The organism is Pseudomonas sp. B21-019 (genome assembly GCF_024749225.1).
GTDB lineage: Bacteria > Pseudomonadota > Gammaproteobacteria > Pseudomonadales > Pseudomonadaceae > Aquipseudomonas.
The window spans coordinates 902,617-918,427 of the sequence record NZ_CP087193.1 but is presented as its reverse complement, the minus strand read 5'-3'; the positions used below and the strand labels follow the sequence as shown (position 1 = coordinate 918,427).

Genomic DNA, 15,811 nt, shown 5'->3' with positions numbered 1-15,811 from the left:
TAATTTGAACTTTGCCTACGACATATCAAGGAGCTAGAAATGTCAGGTCTACACGCACAACCGAAGGAAAATACCCGACAGATCATTGCCGATCTGGATGATCTTTTTACCGAGCACGGCATCGCCGTTTCCGGCGATGGCGCCATGCTTAAACTCACAGCAGGAAATCATCACCGCCTCAAACATCAGCGCCGTGGCTTGCTGCCGACACCACTGAAAAACCCAATGAAAGGCTTGCCCCCGTTGAGGTTCGAGGGTGCTGAACATACCGCGATCGGCGACAGCACCCTGCTGCGTTTCGTCAAGGATGCCCCTGCGCTACCGGCCTGGCAGGTGGAGTTGCATCTGCCCAATGGCCTGGCATTGACCTATGGTCAAGTGATCGCGCTGGGGGGTGATTTTTATGGAATTCCCGATCAGCCGATCAACGAAGGTGCAACCGCCGCAGAGCGAATCCAGCGCTTTACCAACGCCTTCAACTCCCTGGCAGTACTGCCGGCGTCAAACGCCGAGGCGAAGCTGATTCTTGGTGTGATGCAAAAGGAAATCGCCGCAATCAATCAGGCGATCAAGGACGGTAAACAGCCTCACGAGGCTTATGAGGCCCTCGGAGATACGTTGTCGGAAGAGTGGAACAAGATCACCGGCGGCGGCAGTTTCGTCTCGGCACTGTTCCCTTTGGGGCGTTACCTGAAACTGGCCGCCAACAATGCCGACCACTTTGGCGAATGGGCGTTGCTGGCTTACATCGCCGGGCACACGGCCGCGTTGCAACAAGCGGTGCTGGCCCACAACAGCGGCGATGAAAAGCAGTTGGAGCTGGCCTATGCGATGAACGCTTTTGCCGACCACTCCCTCACCGACCTGTTTTCCGCAGGGCATTTGCGAGTGCCGCGTAAACAGTTGGCGGCGGCGGTCACGCCGAGTGATCTGGGCTCGTTGATCACCCGTTTCATGCACGACGAAGACAGCAAGTTCGGCCTCAATGTGCGCAATGGCAACGGTGATCGCTGGCGTTCCTATGGCGACAAGCGCTATTTCGATGCGATCGACAGTGCTAACCGCACGCAGGTGAATCAAGCGGTTCAAGTGTCTGCGGATGAAGTGTTCGCAGCGTACCTCAGTGGCATCGCCCCGGCGCCCGGCAGCTTTGCTGCTTTGAAAAATCTGCCTGACCTGCAAGCGGTATTGAGTCCGGCAGACAATTTCTCGCCGCTGTTCAGGGTCGAGGGCAACAAGGTGTTGCGGCGCAAGGACGTCAACAACTTGAACGACACCGCCACCGTGGATGATTGGTGGGGCTGGAGCACTTATCTGTTGCTCAAGGACTACAAACCAACCGGCGTGCTGAATTCAGCGGCCAATGCCTGACAAGGAGATCACCTATGACTATCAAACTGAAACTGGAATTGGTTTCTGGCCAATCGCTGAAAGGTGCACCGCTGGAGTTGCTGTCGAAGGGTTTGCCGGTTGCTCGCGCGGTCGTGGATGACCAGGGGCATGCGGTCTTCGATGCCAAACCTGGGGCTGCTGAGTTGGCGGTGAGAGTGGATCGTTCAATTTTGAAGACTGGCTGACATGTTCCAGGAAGGTCACTGACCTCATCTCGAGCAGGCTCGCTCTCATTGGATCTGTGTACGATTACATTACTGTGATCGACTCAAAATCCTGTGGAAGCGAGCCTGTTCGCGATGGCTATCTGTCAGGCATCAAATCCCCCAACCCGCAAACCTATCCTCGCTGCGCCTGCGCCTCTTCATGCGCCTGGCGCAGCCGCTCACGGCTATTGGTCAGGTGCAAACGCATCGCGGCCCGCGCCGCATCGGAATCCTGGCGGGCAATCGCATCGTAAATCTCTTCGTGTTCACGGCTCAGGCGACTCATGTAGTGCTGCTGGTCGTCATGGGCCAGGCGCGCGGAGTTGAGGCGTGTGCGCGGAATGATGCTGGTGCCCAGGTGGGTCATGATGTCGGTGAAGTAGCGGTTGCCGGTGGCCAGGGCGATTTGCAGGTGGAACTGGAAGTCCGACGCCACGGCATCGCCGGCGTGGGCGGCACTTTCGTTGAGGGCGTCCAGCGCCTCACGCATCGCCGCTAACTGCTCCGGGCTGCGACGTTGCGCGGCAAGGCCGGCGGACTCCACTTCCAGGCTGATGCGCAGTTCCAGAATCGCCAATACGTCGCGCAAGGTCACTACGGTCGCCGGGTCGATACGAAAGCCGCTCGGGCTCGGGGTGTCGAGCACGAAGGTGCCGATGCCGTGACGGGTTTCCACTTGCCCTGCGGCCTGCAAACGGGAGATCGCTTCACGCACCACGGTGCGGCTGACGCCATGGGCATTCATGATCGCCGACTCGGTGGGCAACTTGTCGCCACGCTTGAGCTGACCGTCGCGGATCTGCTCGGACAACACCGTCACCAATTCCTGTGCGAGGCTGCGGCGCTTGCGAGGGAGGCGAGGTGCGTCGATCGGGTTTTCCATGGTGAACATCGGTCTCGAAAAAGCGGCTGAAACCGCATCATAGCGCATGCAGGTTGTACGATCACCGTTGACCTGTGGGAGCGTGGCCTGCCACGCTCCCACAGGTTCAGGCAGTGACGGCCTGGTCCACCAGGTGGCCATTCTCGATGCGCACATGCCGTGGATGGAAACGTTTCAGGCTGCTGCGATGGCCGACGCTGACAATGCTCAAGCCCGGCAATTCATCGATCAACGCCTGATACAACGATGCTTCATCCTCTTCATCCATCGCCGAAGTGGCTTCGTCCATGTACAGCCATTGCGGCGCATACAGCAGCGCACGGGCGAAGGCCAGGCGTTGCTGCTCACCCGGCGAGAGCATGCGCTGCCAGTGATTGGCTTCATCCAGACGCGAAACCAGGTGCGGCAAGCGGCAGGTTTCAAGCACGTGGACGTAGCGCTCGTGCGGGTAGGTGTCGCCCGGCTGTGGATAACTCAACGCCTCGCGCAGGCTGCCGATCGGCAGATAGGGCTTTTGCGGCAGGAACAGATAACGCGCTGTCGGCAGGCGGATGCTGCCGTGGCCGGTCGGCCATAGGTGCCCCATAGCCCGCAGCAAGGTCGACTTGCCGCTACCGGAACGACCGCTGAGCATGACGCGCTCGCCCTCCTCCACGGTCATGTCGGCGTTGGTCAGCAGGTGACGACCATCCGCCAGGTCGAGGCCAAGGTTGTGCACCCGTAGTGCCGACCCCTGATTCTGCACGTCGATAGCCGGCGAACGCTCTTCGTTGTCGGTCATGGCCTGACGGAAACTCAGTAGACGATCGCAAGTCGCACGCCACTCGGCAAGGTCCTGGTACGCGCTGATGAACCAGCTGAAGTTCTCCTGCACGTTGCCGAATGCCGAATTGATTTGCATCAGCTCACCGAGTTCGATCTTGCCAGCGAAATAGCGCGGCGCCGCAACCATGAACGGGAAAATGATTGCGATCTGGGCATAACCGGAGGTGAAAAAAGTCAGGCGCTTGGACACTTTCATGATGTCCCAAAAGTTACGCCAGACCAGGCCGAAACGGCTGCTCAGACGACGGTTCTCGTTGGGTTCGCCGTTGTACAGCGCAATGCTTTCGGCATTCTCGCGGACCCGCACCATGGAGAAACGCAAGTCGGCTTCGAAACGTTGCTGGTTGTTGTTGAGGCCGATCAAGCGACGACCAATCACATGCGTCAGCCAGCTGCCGACGGCGGCATAAACCAGCGCGCACCAGAACATGTAGCCGGGAATCGTGAAGCCCAATACTTCGATGCTGCCCGACACACCCCACAAAATGATCGAGAACGACACCAGGCTGACGACGTTACGGATCAAGCCCAGGCCCAGGCCCAACGTGTTAGTGGTGAATTTATTGAGGTCTTCGGAAATCCGCTGGTCCGGGTTATCGGTGTAACCGCCCTGCTCCAGCTGGTAGTAATTCTTGTTTTCGAGCCAACGGGCGAAGTGCTTTTCGGTGAGCCAGGCCCGCCAGCGAATGGTCAGCATCTGGGTCAGATAGAGCCGGTACACTGCGCCGACAATCGCCACCGCCGCGATCCCGCAAAAATACAGAATCAGCCGCCAGAACGCCGCTTCATCCTTTTGTTGCAGGGCGTTGTAAAAATCCTTGTACCAAGTGTTGAACCACACCGAAAGCCCCACGCTGAACAGCGACAGCGCGATCACGGCGATCAACAGCGTCCAGGCCTTGCCCTTCTCTTCGCTGCGCCAGTAAGGCGTGGTAATCGCCCAGACTTTGCGAAAAAACTGCCCGCGCACAGCATCGTTGACCGCGGAATATTCAGCGTTCTGATTCATGGATAAGGCTCAATAAAGAAAAGAACACACAAGAACCGATCATAAATGATCGGCTCGTGTGATCGCGAGGGCTGGCGATAACCGTTCAGCGCTCGTTCAGCGACGGACCGGGCGCTTCTGCAGTTTGCGCTGCAGCGTGCGGCGGTGCATGCCCAGAGCACGGGCGGTGGCGGAAATGTTGCCTTCGTGCTCGGTCAGGACGCGCTGGATGTGCTCCCACTGGAGACGGTCCACGGACATCGGGTTTTCCGGCACCAGGCTGTCGAGGTCGGCGTGCTCGGAGAGCAACGCGGCCAGCACGTCATCGGCATCCGCCGGTTTGCACAGGTAATTGCAGGCGCCGCGCTTGATTGCCTCGACGGCAGTGGCAATGCTCGAGTAACCGGTGAGTATCACCACGCGCATGTCCGGGTCGAGTTCGAGCAGCTTGGGCAGCAACACCAGGCCCGAATCGCCGTCCATTTTCAGGTCAAGCGCGGCGTAATCAGGGATATCGGCCTGGGCGATGGTCAGGCCCTCTTCGGCGGAACCTGCGGTGCTGACGCGAAAACCACGGCGGGCCATGGCGCGGGCCATCACGCGGGTGAAGGTTGCATCATCGTCTACCAGCAGCAAATGCGGCAGTTCTTCGCCTTCAACTTGGATCTCGTCACTCATGTTCGTCTCCTCGGGCGACACGGGGCAGGCGCAGCTCGGTGAGCGTGCCGCCTTCCTCATGACTGTAGAGTTTCACTGAGCCGCCGGCGCGTGTCACGCTGGCCTTGCTCAAAAACAGGCCCAGGCCGAAACCTTTGCCCTTGGTGGTAAAAAACGGTTTGCCGATCTGCTCGGCGATAGCCAGCGGTACACCGGCACCATGGTCGCGAATGCTGATGGTCAGGTCTTCGGCGGTCCAGTCCAGGGTCACTTGCAAGCCTTCAGGGCAGGCATCGGCGGCGTTGTTCAGCAGGTTCAACAGCGCTTGAGTCAAATCCGGCGGCGGCGCCATGCGCGGCACCGTGCCCTGGCCAAGACGCTGGAAGCGATAACTGGCCTCAGGACGCATCAAGTGCCAGCGGTTGAGCGCTTCGTCGAGCCAGTCGGTGACATCCTGCATCTCCACCGCCATACGACGGTTGGCCTCGGCGGCGCGCACCAGTTGCTGCAAGGTTTCCTTGCACAACTTGACCTGATCCTGCAAAACCTTCAAATCGTCCTGCAACATCGGGTCGGGGTGATCCTGCTGCATCTCTTTGAGCAACACGCTCATGGTCGCCAACGGCGTACCCAGTTCATGGGCGGCACCGGCAGCCTGAGTCGCGACGGCCAGCAATTGCTGATCACGCAGGCCTTCCTCGCGGCGGATCGCACGCAGCTCTTCCTGCCGACGCAGCTCTTCAGCCATGCGTGCAGCAAAGAAGGTGATGACGGCGGCGGCCAAGGCAAAACTCAACCACATGCCGTAGATCTGCAGGTTTTCCCGGGCGATGGGGAAGGTTTCCAGCGGGTAGAACCGCGCCAGCAGCAACGTATACAGCGCCAGGGCGATACCCGACAGAATCACCGAATAGCGCCACGGCAGCGTCACGGCGGCGATGGTCAGCGGCACCAGGTAATAAGAGACGAACGGGTTGGTCGAACCACCGGAGAAATACAACAAGGCGCTGTGTATAAACAGGTCGCAGGCCAGTTGCAGGGCGTATTCAAGCTCGGTAACCGGCCACGAAGTGCGCAGGCGCACGGCGGTGAACACACACAACAGCGTCGAACAGCCCAGGGTCATCGCCAGTGGCACCCACGGCAACGGCAGCAGTTGGAGCCAGTAGGCCAGGCCCACGGAGCCGGCCTGGGCGGCGAGCACCAGAATCCGGATGAAAGTCAGCCGCCAGAGGTTCTGGCGAGTGGCGGAAGTCAATTGTACGGGGGCGAGCATGAGCTCTCCTGATGAGCGCTCCAGGCGGATCGCACGGAGTATAACCAAGCCGCGGGCATGAGAGGCGAAAGTGCGGCAAACGACCACAGGCTCTTTTGTGACGAGTGCCCCTGTGGCGAGGGGGCTTGCCCCCGTTGGACTGCGAAGCAGTCCCAAACCTGCCACCGCGTTTTGATCCTGCATACTGTATCTGCCGAATGGCGACTGCTGCGCAGCCGAACGGGGGCAAGCCCCCTCGCCACAGGATCACCAGCATTCCATCTGTATAGAAGTTGTAACTGTGCGAAACGGACCATTGAAGCTAGAGTCTGATGGTTTCACGCAGGTTCGGACCCTAACCCCTGCGCATCGTCCAAGGAGCTTTTCATGCACACATTGCGCCGCAGCGCCGCCCTTCTCGCCTTAAGCGTTGGCACCGCCGCCAGCCTCCCGGCCCTGGCCGTCGACGAGCTGCATTACAACCAGATCTCCCTGCGCGCCGAAGTCAGCCAGGAAGTGGCCCGCGACCTGATGATCGTGACCCTCTACACCGAAGAACAAAACACCGACCCGGCCAAACTCGCCGCCGACGTCAGCACTACCATGAACAAGGCGCTGGCCCAGGCCAAGCAGGTCAAGGACATCACCTTGCGTCAGGGCAGCCGCAACAGCTACCCGATCTACGACACCAAAGGCCAGAAAATCACCGGCTGGCGTGAACGCGCCGAACTGCGTCTGGAAAGCTCGGACTTCGCCGCCCTGTCCAAACTCACCGGCGAACTGCTCACCGACCTGAAAATGGGCGGCATGGACTTCGCCATCGCGACGCCAACCCGTAAAGCCAGCGAAGACGCCCTGCTCAAAGAAGCCGTGACCGCCTTCAAGGCCCGCGCCCAACTCGCCACCGACGCCTTGGGCGGCAAGAGCTACAAAATCGTCAACCTGAACCTCAACAGCAACGGTTATCCACAACCGTACATGCGCGGGCCGATGATGATGAAAGCTGCTGCCGGCATGGATTCGGCACCGGTGACGCCAGAAGTTGAAGCCGGCACCAGCCAGGTCAGCATGACGGCGGATGGGGCGATTGAAGTGTTGATGCCTTGATGCGATAACCCGGACACGAAAACGGCGATCACCGAAGTGATCGCCTTTTTTTGTACCAGAAGAATCTGGTTGTGACCGTCAGCTTGGTGGTGAAAGCATGGGCGTCATCGCAGTGATTCAGACTTAAATCTGCGGATCGACGTTATCCAACGCCCGATTCACCGCCAATTCCGCCAGCATGATGATCTGTTGAATCGCCAACACTGTATTGCGTTGCGGGCCGATCAGGTTCGTGGCGAAATCGCTGGCCAGGACACTGGCCGAGGCCAATGACTCGCAGGCTTGTGCCAGCAGACTTTCGATGCCCATGTCAGGGGCAACCAAGTACATCGTGCTGGGGCGACGAGGTTTTGCGGCGTAAGGCTTGGGAGGATTGAGGTAGTAGTCGAGCGCACGTTTTATCGCTTCGCGGTCTTTGAGTAGCTCTTCGCTACGCAAAGCTTCGGCGTTGGGTGTGGTGGTGTTGAAGGGTGGATCGGGAATTAACTTATCCATACAACTTCCTTTTGATATTGGAGCCATCAATTTCCGATCTCACTCGGCGAAGAGGTGGCAGCTATGTACGGTGTGAGATTACCGGCAAAAGGAACCCGGCCAGACCGAAGTCTGCCCGCACACAGCCGCCATAACGCATTTGCTGGCAGCGGATAAGCTGACGGCAATTATGGGGGGGCTAGCACTGGTTTCCAACTGTTTAGCCGGGATCTCACTCCCGATCGCTGAGTTTTCAGCGACAGCCAAAGACTAGAGAGTCCGCTTCCGACGGACAACCTGAAAGATGCGTGGGAAAGGTCTGCGTTCTGACACATCGATTAAACATTCAAAAGCGGAACGCGGAGCGTCCCTGGCGGCGTTCCCACGCGGGAGCGTGGGAACGATCATTGAGCATCAGCTCTGGATAGATTTATGGGAAGCTCTGATGGCATCAATCGCCTCTTGAGTGAGCGTCATGACAGTCGTTGTGCTTACTTCAATCCGACTGATGATGTCTGCTCTCGGACCTTGCTTCCAATCAGTACTTGAGTAAAAAAGATCTTGAGAGGCTTGGCGATGATTCTCGCTCTCGTAGGAGCGAATTAAGTGATAACTGTCATCGTCATGCAAAGAGCCGCCATAAGAAACAACATCCATACCCGCCTTTAAGTGAAGCGGAACACTTACTTCCCGCATTATTCGATGGAAATCCAATCCTGATCCCGGTTTCAAGGTGTACATCAGGATTTCAACAATTCGAGTCATTCCAAATCTTCCCTGTGGGATTTCAGTTCCTGCCTAAGGATATATGCTGGCTGATCCGCCGCCTTCGCGGGCAAGCCTCGCCCCGGTCAACTATGCCCAGATAGAGGGGTCCCCCTCAAAAAACGATATTTCCACCCTCCCCGCCAACAACGCTACCCTCAGGAAAACATCGCCGCAAAGCCCTCGGGGACTCCATGGAAAGAACCACCGTCAAACCACTTCTGCTCGCACTCGCCCTCGCCACAACAGCATCACTCGCACAAACCGCCCAAGCCGCCACCACCCTGGTCTACTGCTCCGAAGCCAGCCCCGCCGGCTTCGACCCCAGCCAATACACCAGCGGCACCGACTTCGACGCCTCCGCCGAAACCGTCTTCAACCGCCTCACCCAATTCAAACGCGGCGGCACCGAAATCGAACCCGGCCTGGCAACAAGATGGGACGTATCCGAGGACGGCCTCGCCTACACCTTCCACTTGCGCGACGGCGTGAAATTCCACACCACCGACTACTTCACCCCCACCCGCGACTTCAACGCCGACGACGTGCTGTTCACCTTCCAGCGCCTGCTCGACCCGGACAACGCCTTCCGCAAGGCCTACCCCGCCGAGTCGCCGTACTTCACCGACATGGGCCTGAACACCACGATCAAAAGCATCGACAAGATCGACGACCACACCGTGCGCTTCAGCCTGAACAACGTCGACGCCGCGTTCGTGCAAAACCTCGCCATGAGCTTCGCCTCGGTGCAGTCCGCCGAATACGCCGCCCAACTGTTAAAGGAAGGCAAAGCCGCCGACCTCAACCAGAAACCGGTCGGCACCGGCCCGTTCGTGTTCAAGCGCTACCAAAAGGACTCGCAAATCCGCTACGCCGCCAACAAGGCCTACTGGAAACCCGAGGACGTGAAACTCGACAACCTGATTTTCTCGATCACCCCGGACGCCGCCGTGCGCTTGCAGAAGCTCAAGGCCGGCGAGTGCCAGGTTAGCGGCTACCCGCGCCCGGCAGACATTGAAGTGATGGAGCAAGACCCGAACCTGACCGTGCTCAAGCAAGCCGGTTTCAACCTCGGCTTCCTTGCCTACAACGTGACCCACCCACCGCTGGACCAGCTCAAGGTGCGTCAGGCGCTGGACATGGCCATCGACAAGCCGGCGATCATCAAGGCTGTCTACCAGAGTGCCGGGCAACTGGCGCAAAACGCCTTGCCACCGGCGCAATGGTCGTATGACCCGAGCATCAAGGACGCCCCGCACGACCCGACCAAAGCCCGCGCGCTACTGAAAGATGCGGGGGTTGCACCCGGCACCACAATTAATCTGTGGGCCATGACCGTGCAGCGCGCCTCCAACCCCAATGCGCGGATGTCGGCACAGATGATCCAGCAGGATTGGGAGAAAGTCGGAATCAAGGCCAACATCGTCAGCTATGAATGGGGCGAGTACATCAAGCGCGCCAAGAACGGTGAGCATGACGCAATGATCTACGGCTGGACCGGCGACAACGGTGACCCGGATAACTGGCTCGGTGTGCTCTACAGCTGCGCTGCGGTGAAAGGTAGCAACTACGCCAAATGGTGTGACCCGGCCTACGACAAACTGGTGCAGCAAGCCAAGGTGTCCACGGACAAACAACAGCGGGTCAAACTGTACCAACAGGCACAGCAAATCCTTAAACAACAAGTACCTATCACACCCATTGCCAACTCGACGGTGTTCCAGCCACTGCGCAAGGAAGTCACCGACTTCAAGATCAGTCCGTTTGGCCTCACACCGTTCTATGGCGTGGGTATAAATAAGTAACACCAGGCTCCAGCCGGGTGCGTCATACGCCCCGGTCGCCCCTTATCGGTGCACGACTTGCACCGTAAAAAACCTGCGCAAACGGTCAAATACGTCACTATTTATACATATGCGACATTAAGGTACGTTCGTGCCACTCTTTAGGACTTGTGGCCATTCAGGATCTTGCATTGGGTACGGCCCCTGCATAAGTATCCGCAGGTCGACTCACGAGGTCGTCCTCTAATTCCAAAAATGACAACAAATCATGAGGCCACCATGCTTAAACACGCGGTCATTCCGTTTTTAGTCGGCGCAAGCCTGTTAGCCAGTGCACCTTTCGCCCAAGCGGCGTCTAACCTGGTGTTCTGCTCCGAAGGAAGCCCGGCCGGTTTCGACCCAGGTCAGTACACCACCGGAACCGACTTCGACGCCTCTGCAGAAACCATGTTCAACCGCCTGACCCAGTTCGAGCGCGGCGGCACCGCCGTGATTCCTGGCCTCGCGACCAAGTGGGACATTTCCAGTGACGGCCTGACTTACACTTTCCACCTGCGTGAAGGCGTCAAGTTCCACACCACCCCGTATTTCAAGCCGACGCGTGAGTTCAACGCCGACGACGTGCTGTTCACCTTCAATCGCATGATTAACAAGGATGACCCGTTCCGTAAGGCATACCCGACCGAGTTCCCGTACTTCACCGACATGGGGATGGATACCAACATCACCAAGATCGATAAAGTCGACGACCACACCGTCAAGTTCACCCTCAAAGATGTAGACGCCGCGTTCATCCAGAACATGGCCATGAGCTTCGCCTCGATTCAGTCCGCCGAGTACGCTGCCCAGCTGCTCAAGGAAGGCAAGGCTGCCGACATCAACCAGAAACCGGTCGGCACCGGCCCGTTCGTGTTCAAGAGCTACCAGAAAGACTCCAACATCCGCTACACCGGGAACAAGGACTACTGGAAGCCTGATGACGTGAAGATCGACAACCTGATCTTCGCCATCACCACCGACCCGTCGGTACGCATCCAGAAGCTGAAGAAGAACGAGTGCCAGATCACTCTGTTCCCGCGTCCAGCCGACCTGAAGGCGCTCAAAGAAGATAAAACTTTGAAGATGCCTGAGCAGGCTGGTTTCAACCTGGGTTACATCGCCTACAACGTGATGGACAAGGTCAAGGGCAGCAACGAGCCGAACCCGCTGGCCGACCTGCGCGTTCGTCAGGCGCTGGACATGGCTGTCAACAAGCCGCAGATCATCGACTCGGTTTATCAGGGCGCAGGCCAACTGGCCGTCAACGCCATGCCGCCGACCCAATGGTCCTACGACACCACCATCAAGGATGCCAAGTACGATCCTGAGAAAGCCAAGGCGCTGCTCAAGGAAGCCGGCGTCAAGGAAGGCACCGAAATCGTTCTGTGGGCGATGCCGGTACAGCGTCCGTACAACCCGAACGCCAAGCTGATGGCTGAAATGCTGCAGTCCGACTGGAAGAAGATCGGCCTGAACGTCAAGATCACCAGCTACGAATGGGGCGAGTACATCAAGCGTTCCAAAGGCGGCGAGAACCAGGCGATGATCATCGGCTGGAGCGGCGACAATGGTGACCCGGACAACTGGCTCAACGTGCTGTTCGGCTGCGACTCGCTGAGTGGCAACAACTTCTCCAAATGGTGCGACAAGAAATTCGACGGCCTCGTCAAGGAAGCCAAACGCACCACCGATCAGGCCAAGCGCACCGAACTGTACAAACAGGCGCAACACGTCCTCAAAGATGCTGTTCCAATGACACCTATCGCTCACTCGACGGTGTTCCAACCCATGCGCGCCAACGTGCAGGACTTCAAGATCAGCCCATTTGGCTTGAACTCCTTCTACGGCGTCAGCGTCAGCAAATAAGAAAAGGCAGCGGCGACGTTTTCAGCGTCGCCGCTGCTTTTTTCTGCCGAGAAGCTAGGAATTTGCCTACATCCAAATCCGCTGTCTGACGCAGCCAGGGGACAGGACGCGTTGCCTTTTCCTACGAGTCTTTAGGACTCAGCGCATTTACTGCCAGACCCACGGCACCTACCGTCGGGTTCTGACCAGTGACTGTGTGGGCTATCGGTTTGCTGCCCGTATTGGTTTGAGCTCAATGCCGCCACAACGTCCCCGGACGGGATCGCGGCGCATTGAATAACACTAAAAAAAGAGGGAGCGTCATGCGCCATTCCTTGGTTTTATCCGCATTGCTGGGCACCGGCCTGCTGGCCGCCACTTCCATCAGCCAGGCCGCCAATAACAGCCTGGTGTTCTGCTCCGAAGGCAGCCCCGCCGGTTTCGACACCGCGCAGTACACCACTGCGACCGATAACGACGCCGCCGAGCCACTGTACAACCGTTTGGCAGAGTTTGAAAAAGGCGCCACCAATGTCGTGCCAGGCCTGGCAACCCGCTGGGATATTTCCGAAGACGGCCTCAAGTACACGTTCCATCTGCGCGAGGGGGTGAAGTTTCACACGACCAAATACTTCACGCCGACCCGCGATTTCAACGCCGACGACGTGCTGTTCACGTTTAATCGCATGCTCGATCCGCAGCACCCGTTCCGTAAGGCTTATCCGACCGAGTTCCCGTATTTCAACGGGATGAGCCTGAACAAGAATATTGCCAAGGTCGAAAAGACCGGGCCGCTGACCGTGGTGATGACGCTCAACAACGTCGACGCCGCGTTCATCCAGAACATCGCCATGAGCTTCGCCGCCATCCTTTCGGCCGAATACGCCGAGCAGTTGCTGGCGGCCGGCAAGCCGAGCGAGATCAACCAGAAGCCGATCGGCACCGGGCCGTTCGTGTTCAAGAGCTACCAGAAAGACTCCAACATCCGTTACAGCGGCAACAAGCAGTACTGGGACCCCAGCCGGGTCAAGCTCGACAACCTGATTTTTGCCATCAACACCGACGCCTCGGTGCGCGTGCAGAAGCTCAAGGCCAACGAATGCCAGATCACCCTGCACCCACGCCCCGCCGACGTAACCGCCCTGAAGAATGACCCGAAACTGCAGCTGATCGAGAAACCCGGCTTCAACCTCGGCTACATCGCCTATAACGTCCGGCACAAGCCTTTCGACCAGCTCGAAGTGCGCCAGGCGCTGGACATGGCGGTGAACAAGCAAGGCATTCTCAACGCCGTCTATCAAGGTGCCGGTCAACTGGCGGTCAATGCCATGCCACCGACCCAGTGGTCCTATGACGACACCATAAAGGACGCCTCCTACAACCCGGAAAAAGCCAAGGAACTGCTCAAGGCCGCCGGCGTGAAGGAAGGCACCGAAATCACCCTCTGGGCCATGCCGGTCCAGCGTCCGTACAACCCCAACGCCAAGCTGATGGCCGAAATGCTCCAGGCGGACTGGGCGAAGATCGGCCTCAAGGTCAAGATCGTCAGCTACGAATGGGGCGAGTACATCAAGCGCACCAAGAACGGCGAGCACGACATCAGCCTGATCGGCTGGACCGGTGACAACGGCGACCCGGACAACTGGCTCGGCACGCTGTACAGCTGCGACGCCATTGGCGGCAACAACTACTCCATGTGGTGCGATCCGGCTTACGACAAGCTGATCAAGCAGGCCAAGGTCGTCACCGATCGCGACCAGCGCACCGTGCTCTACAAACAGGCGCAGCAGTACCTCAAGCAGCAGGTGCCGATCACGCCGGTCGCCCACTCGACGGTCAACCAGCCGTTGAGCGCCAAAGTCGAAGGGTTCAAGGTCAGCCCCTTCGGTCGCAACGTGTTCTCGGGCGTCAGTATCGACCAATAACCAATTAGCCAGAAACGCCGGGGGCGGATTCCGCCCTCATGCAAGCGTATTGCCGTAATTCGTCAAATCGGCCTACAGCAAACGTTTGCTAAGCCTGAATGAGTTCTAAACCAAATAGCCGGATCACCAAAAAAGACCGGCATTAAAAAAAGAAAGTAAGGAGCTTCACACATGAAACTGAGCAGCACCGCGTTACTGGCCTTGGCCATCAGCAGCGTGACCGCCACGGCTTACGCAGAATCCCAGAGCCAGGCGTTCACCCCGGTTACCGTGAAAGAGAAAAGCGCCCAAAGCGAAGCCACTGGCTTTGTCGAAGGCCAATCGATCACCGGCAGCACGCGTAACTGGTACGCCAACGAGCAATTGAAACGTGGCGGCAAGTTCACTTACAAGAAGGACGGTGTATCGACCCCGACTGATCGTCGTATCAACTGGGTTCAGGGCACTATCGTCAAGTACAACTCCGGTTTCACTGAAGGCACCGTAGGCTTCAGTACCGAAGTGGCTGCCTACAATGCCATCGCTCTGGATCGTGATCGCAAGGACCTGGCGTCCAACAACGGCGGCGCACCGACCACCCGACCTGGCGCGGGCAACAACCGTACCCTGACCAAAGAAGGCGGCGACGCACAAGGTCAGTGGAGCAAACTGGGACTGGCCAACGTCAAGGCCCGTATCTCCAACACCACGCTGACCGCCGGCCGCCAGAACTTCAGCAGCCCGATGGTCGATGTCATCGGTAACCGTGCCCTGCCTTCGAGCTTCGAAGGTGTGAGCCTGCACAGTGAAGAACTGGAAAACCTGACCTTCGACCTCGGCACTTTCGACCGCAACTCTCCGCGTACCGAACAAAGCCAGCGCAAGTTCCGCTCCGAATACGGCGACACCAATGCCGAAGCCGATCACGTCCACACTGCCGGTATCACCTACCAGCCATTCGCCAGCCTGACCACCAGCCTTTGGGGCACCCAGGCTGAAGACCTGTGGAACCAGTACTACTTCGGCGCCACCCATGTACTGGGTGACAGCCAGGTCCTGAGCCTGACCACCGGCCTGAACTACTACAAAACCGTAGACGAAGGTAAAGCCAAGCTCGGCGAGATCGACAACGACACCTACTCCCTGTCGTTCGGCCTGACCCACCAGGCCCACAGCCTGACCTTCTCGTACCAGGAAGTGAACGGTAACGAGTACTTCGACTACCTGCATGAAACCAACGGCATCTACCTGGCCAACTCCCTGCTGTCGGACTTCAACGGCCCGAACGAGAAGTCCTTCCAGATCGCCTATGGCCTGAACATGGCCGAATACGGCGTGCCAGGTCTGAAGTTCAACATCTACCAGGCTCGCGGCTGGGGTATCGACGGCACTCACTACACCGGCAACGGTGGCGTGGTTGGCAAAGGTTACGACGGCATCCAGACCCAGGATGGCGAGCACCACTACGAATACGGCATCGGCGCTTCGTACGCGGTACAGAGCGGCCCACTCAAGGCCACCGCTATCCGCGCGACCTACACCGCGCACCGTGCCAGCGAAAACCAGGCCGATGGCAGCCTCAACGAGTTCCGTCTCGTGACCACCATCCCTTTCAACATTTTGTAAAACGCACGCCGGCGGCTGACTCATGACGAGTCGGCCGTCCGGTTTTTCCTGTTCAACCGAT

General features: G+C 58.4%; 13 protein-coding genes. 7 read left to right on the top strand and 6 right to left on the bottom strand.

The genetic code is table 11. The features are described from left to right. Positions 1-39: 39 nt before the first annotated feature. Both LOY36_RS03995 and LOY36_RS03990 read left to right on the top strand, forming a co-directional pair. The gene (locus tag LOY36_RS03995) at positions 40-1,371 is read left to right on the top strand and encodes a phospholipase (RefSeq protein ID WP_258672365.1); all 1,332 of its coding nucleotides are present in this window, start codon (positions 40-42) and stop codon (positions 1,369-1,371) included. Positions 1,372-1,385: 14 nt separating this feature from the next. After that, positions 1,386-1,577, top strand: a complete 192-nt coding sequence (locus tag LOY36_RS03990) for a hypothetical protein (RefSeq protein ID WP_258672364.1) — start codon at positions 1,386-1,388, stop codon at positions 1,575-1,577. A gap of 154 nt (positions 1,578-1,731) precedes the next feature. Here the strand turns inward: LOY36_RS03990 and LOY36_RS03985 are convergent, their stop codons facing one another. From LOY36_RS03985 to LOY36_RS03970, 4 genes are all read right to left on the bottom strand, one after another. After that, entirely contained in the window at positions 1,732-2,481 is a 750-nt protein-coding gene (locus tag LOY36_RS03985) for a FadR/GntR family transcriptional regulator (RefSeq protein ID WP_026346018.1), read from the bottom strand. Between the two features lie 106 nt (positions 2,482-2,587). After that, positions 2,588-4,315, bottom strand: a complete 1,728-nt coding sequence (locus tag LOY36_RS03980; protein ID WP_258672363.1) for an ABC transporter ATP-binding protein/permease — start codon at positions 4,313-4,315, stop codon at positions 2,588-2,590. Positions 4,316-4,411: 96 nt separating this feature from the next. After that, on the bottom strand, positions 4,412-4,972 hold the full coding sequence (locus LOY36_RS03975) for a response regulator transcription factor (protein ID WP_007939714.1): 561 nt from the start codon (positions 4,970-4,972) through the stop codon (positions 4,412-4,414). Beyond that, complete coding sequence (locus LOY36_RS03970; protein WP_019582419.1) at positions 4,965-6,227, bottom strand: ATP-binding protein; 1,263 nt, start codon at positions 6,225-6,227, stop codon at positions 4,965-4,967. Before LOY36_RS03970 ends, LOY36_RS03975 begins: the two co-directional genes overlap by 8 nt. Before the next feature lie 366 nt (positions 6,228-6,593). Between LOY36_RS03970 and LOY36_RS03965 the strand changes: the two genes are divergently transcribed. Beyond that, the gene (locus LOY36_RS03965) at positions 6,594-7,313 is read left to right on the top strand and encodes an SIMPL domain-containing protein (RefSeq protein ID WP_007939711.1); all 720 of its coding nucleotides are present in this window, start codon (positions 6,594-6,596) and stop codon (positions 7,311-7,313) included. Between the two features lie 123 nt (positions 7,314-7,436). On the opposite strand, the gene LOY36_RS03960 is transcribed toward LOY36_RS03965, so the two are convergent. Beyond that, complete coding sequence (locus LOY36_RS03960; protein ID WP_258672362.1) at positions 7,437-7,808, bottom strand: DUF6124 family protein; 372 nt, start codon at positions 7,806-7,808, stop codon at positions 7,437-7,439. 393 nt (positions 7,809-8,201) lie between these two features. Further along, complete coding sequence (locus tag LOY36_RS03955; RefSeq protein ID WP_105340048.1) at positions 8,202-8,552, bottom strand: NIPSNAP family protein; 351 nt, start codon at positions 8,550-8,552, stop codon at positions 8,202-8,204. 194 nt (positions 8,553-8,746) lie between these two features. Between LOY36_RS03955 and LOY36_RS03950 the strand changes: the two genes are divergently transcribed. The 4 genes from LOY36_RS03950 (at position 8,747) to LOY36_RS03935 (ending at position 15,750) form a co-directional block, all read left to right on the top strand. Beyond that, positions 8,747-10,357: an ABC transporter substrate-binding protein gene (locus tag LOY36_RS03950; protein WP_258672361.1), complete on the top strand. Its 1,611-nt coding sequence runs from the start codon at positions 8,747-8,749 to the stop codon at positions 10,355-10,357. A gap of 258 nt (positions 10,358-10,615) precedes the next feature. Further along, positions 10,616-12,241, top strand: coding sequence for an ABC transporter substrate-binding protein (locus tag LOY36_RS03945; RefSeq protein ID WP_258672360.1), 1,626 nt, complete (start codon positions 10,616-10,618; stop codon positions 12,239-12,241). A gap of 302 nt (positions 12,242-12,543) precedes the next feature. Next, complete coding sequence (locus LOY36_RS03940; RefSeq protein ID WP_019651117.1) at positions 12,544-14,145, top strand: ABC transporter substrate-binding protein; 1,602 nt, start codon at positions 12,544-12,546, stop codon at positions 14,143-14,145. Between the two features lie 171 nt (positions 14,146-14,316). Continuing rightward, entirely contained in the window at positions 14,317-15,750 is a 1,434-nt protein-coding gene (locus tag LOY36_RS03935; RefSeq protein ID WP_258672359.1) for an OprD family porin, read from the top strand. Positions 15,751-15,811: the final 61 nt, after the last annotated feature.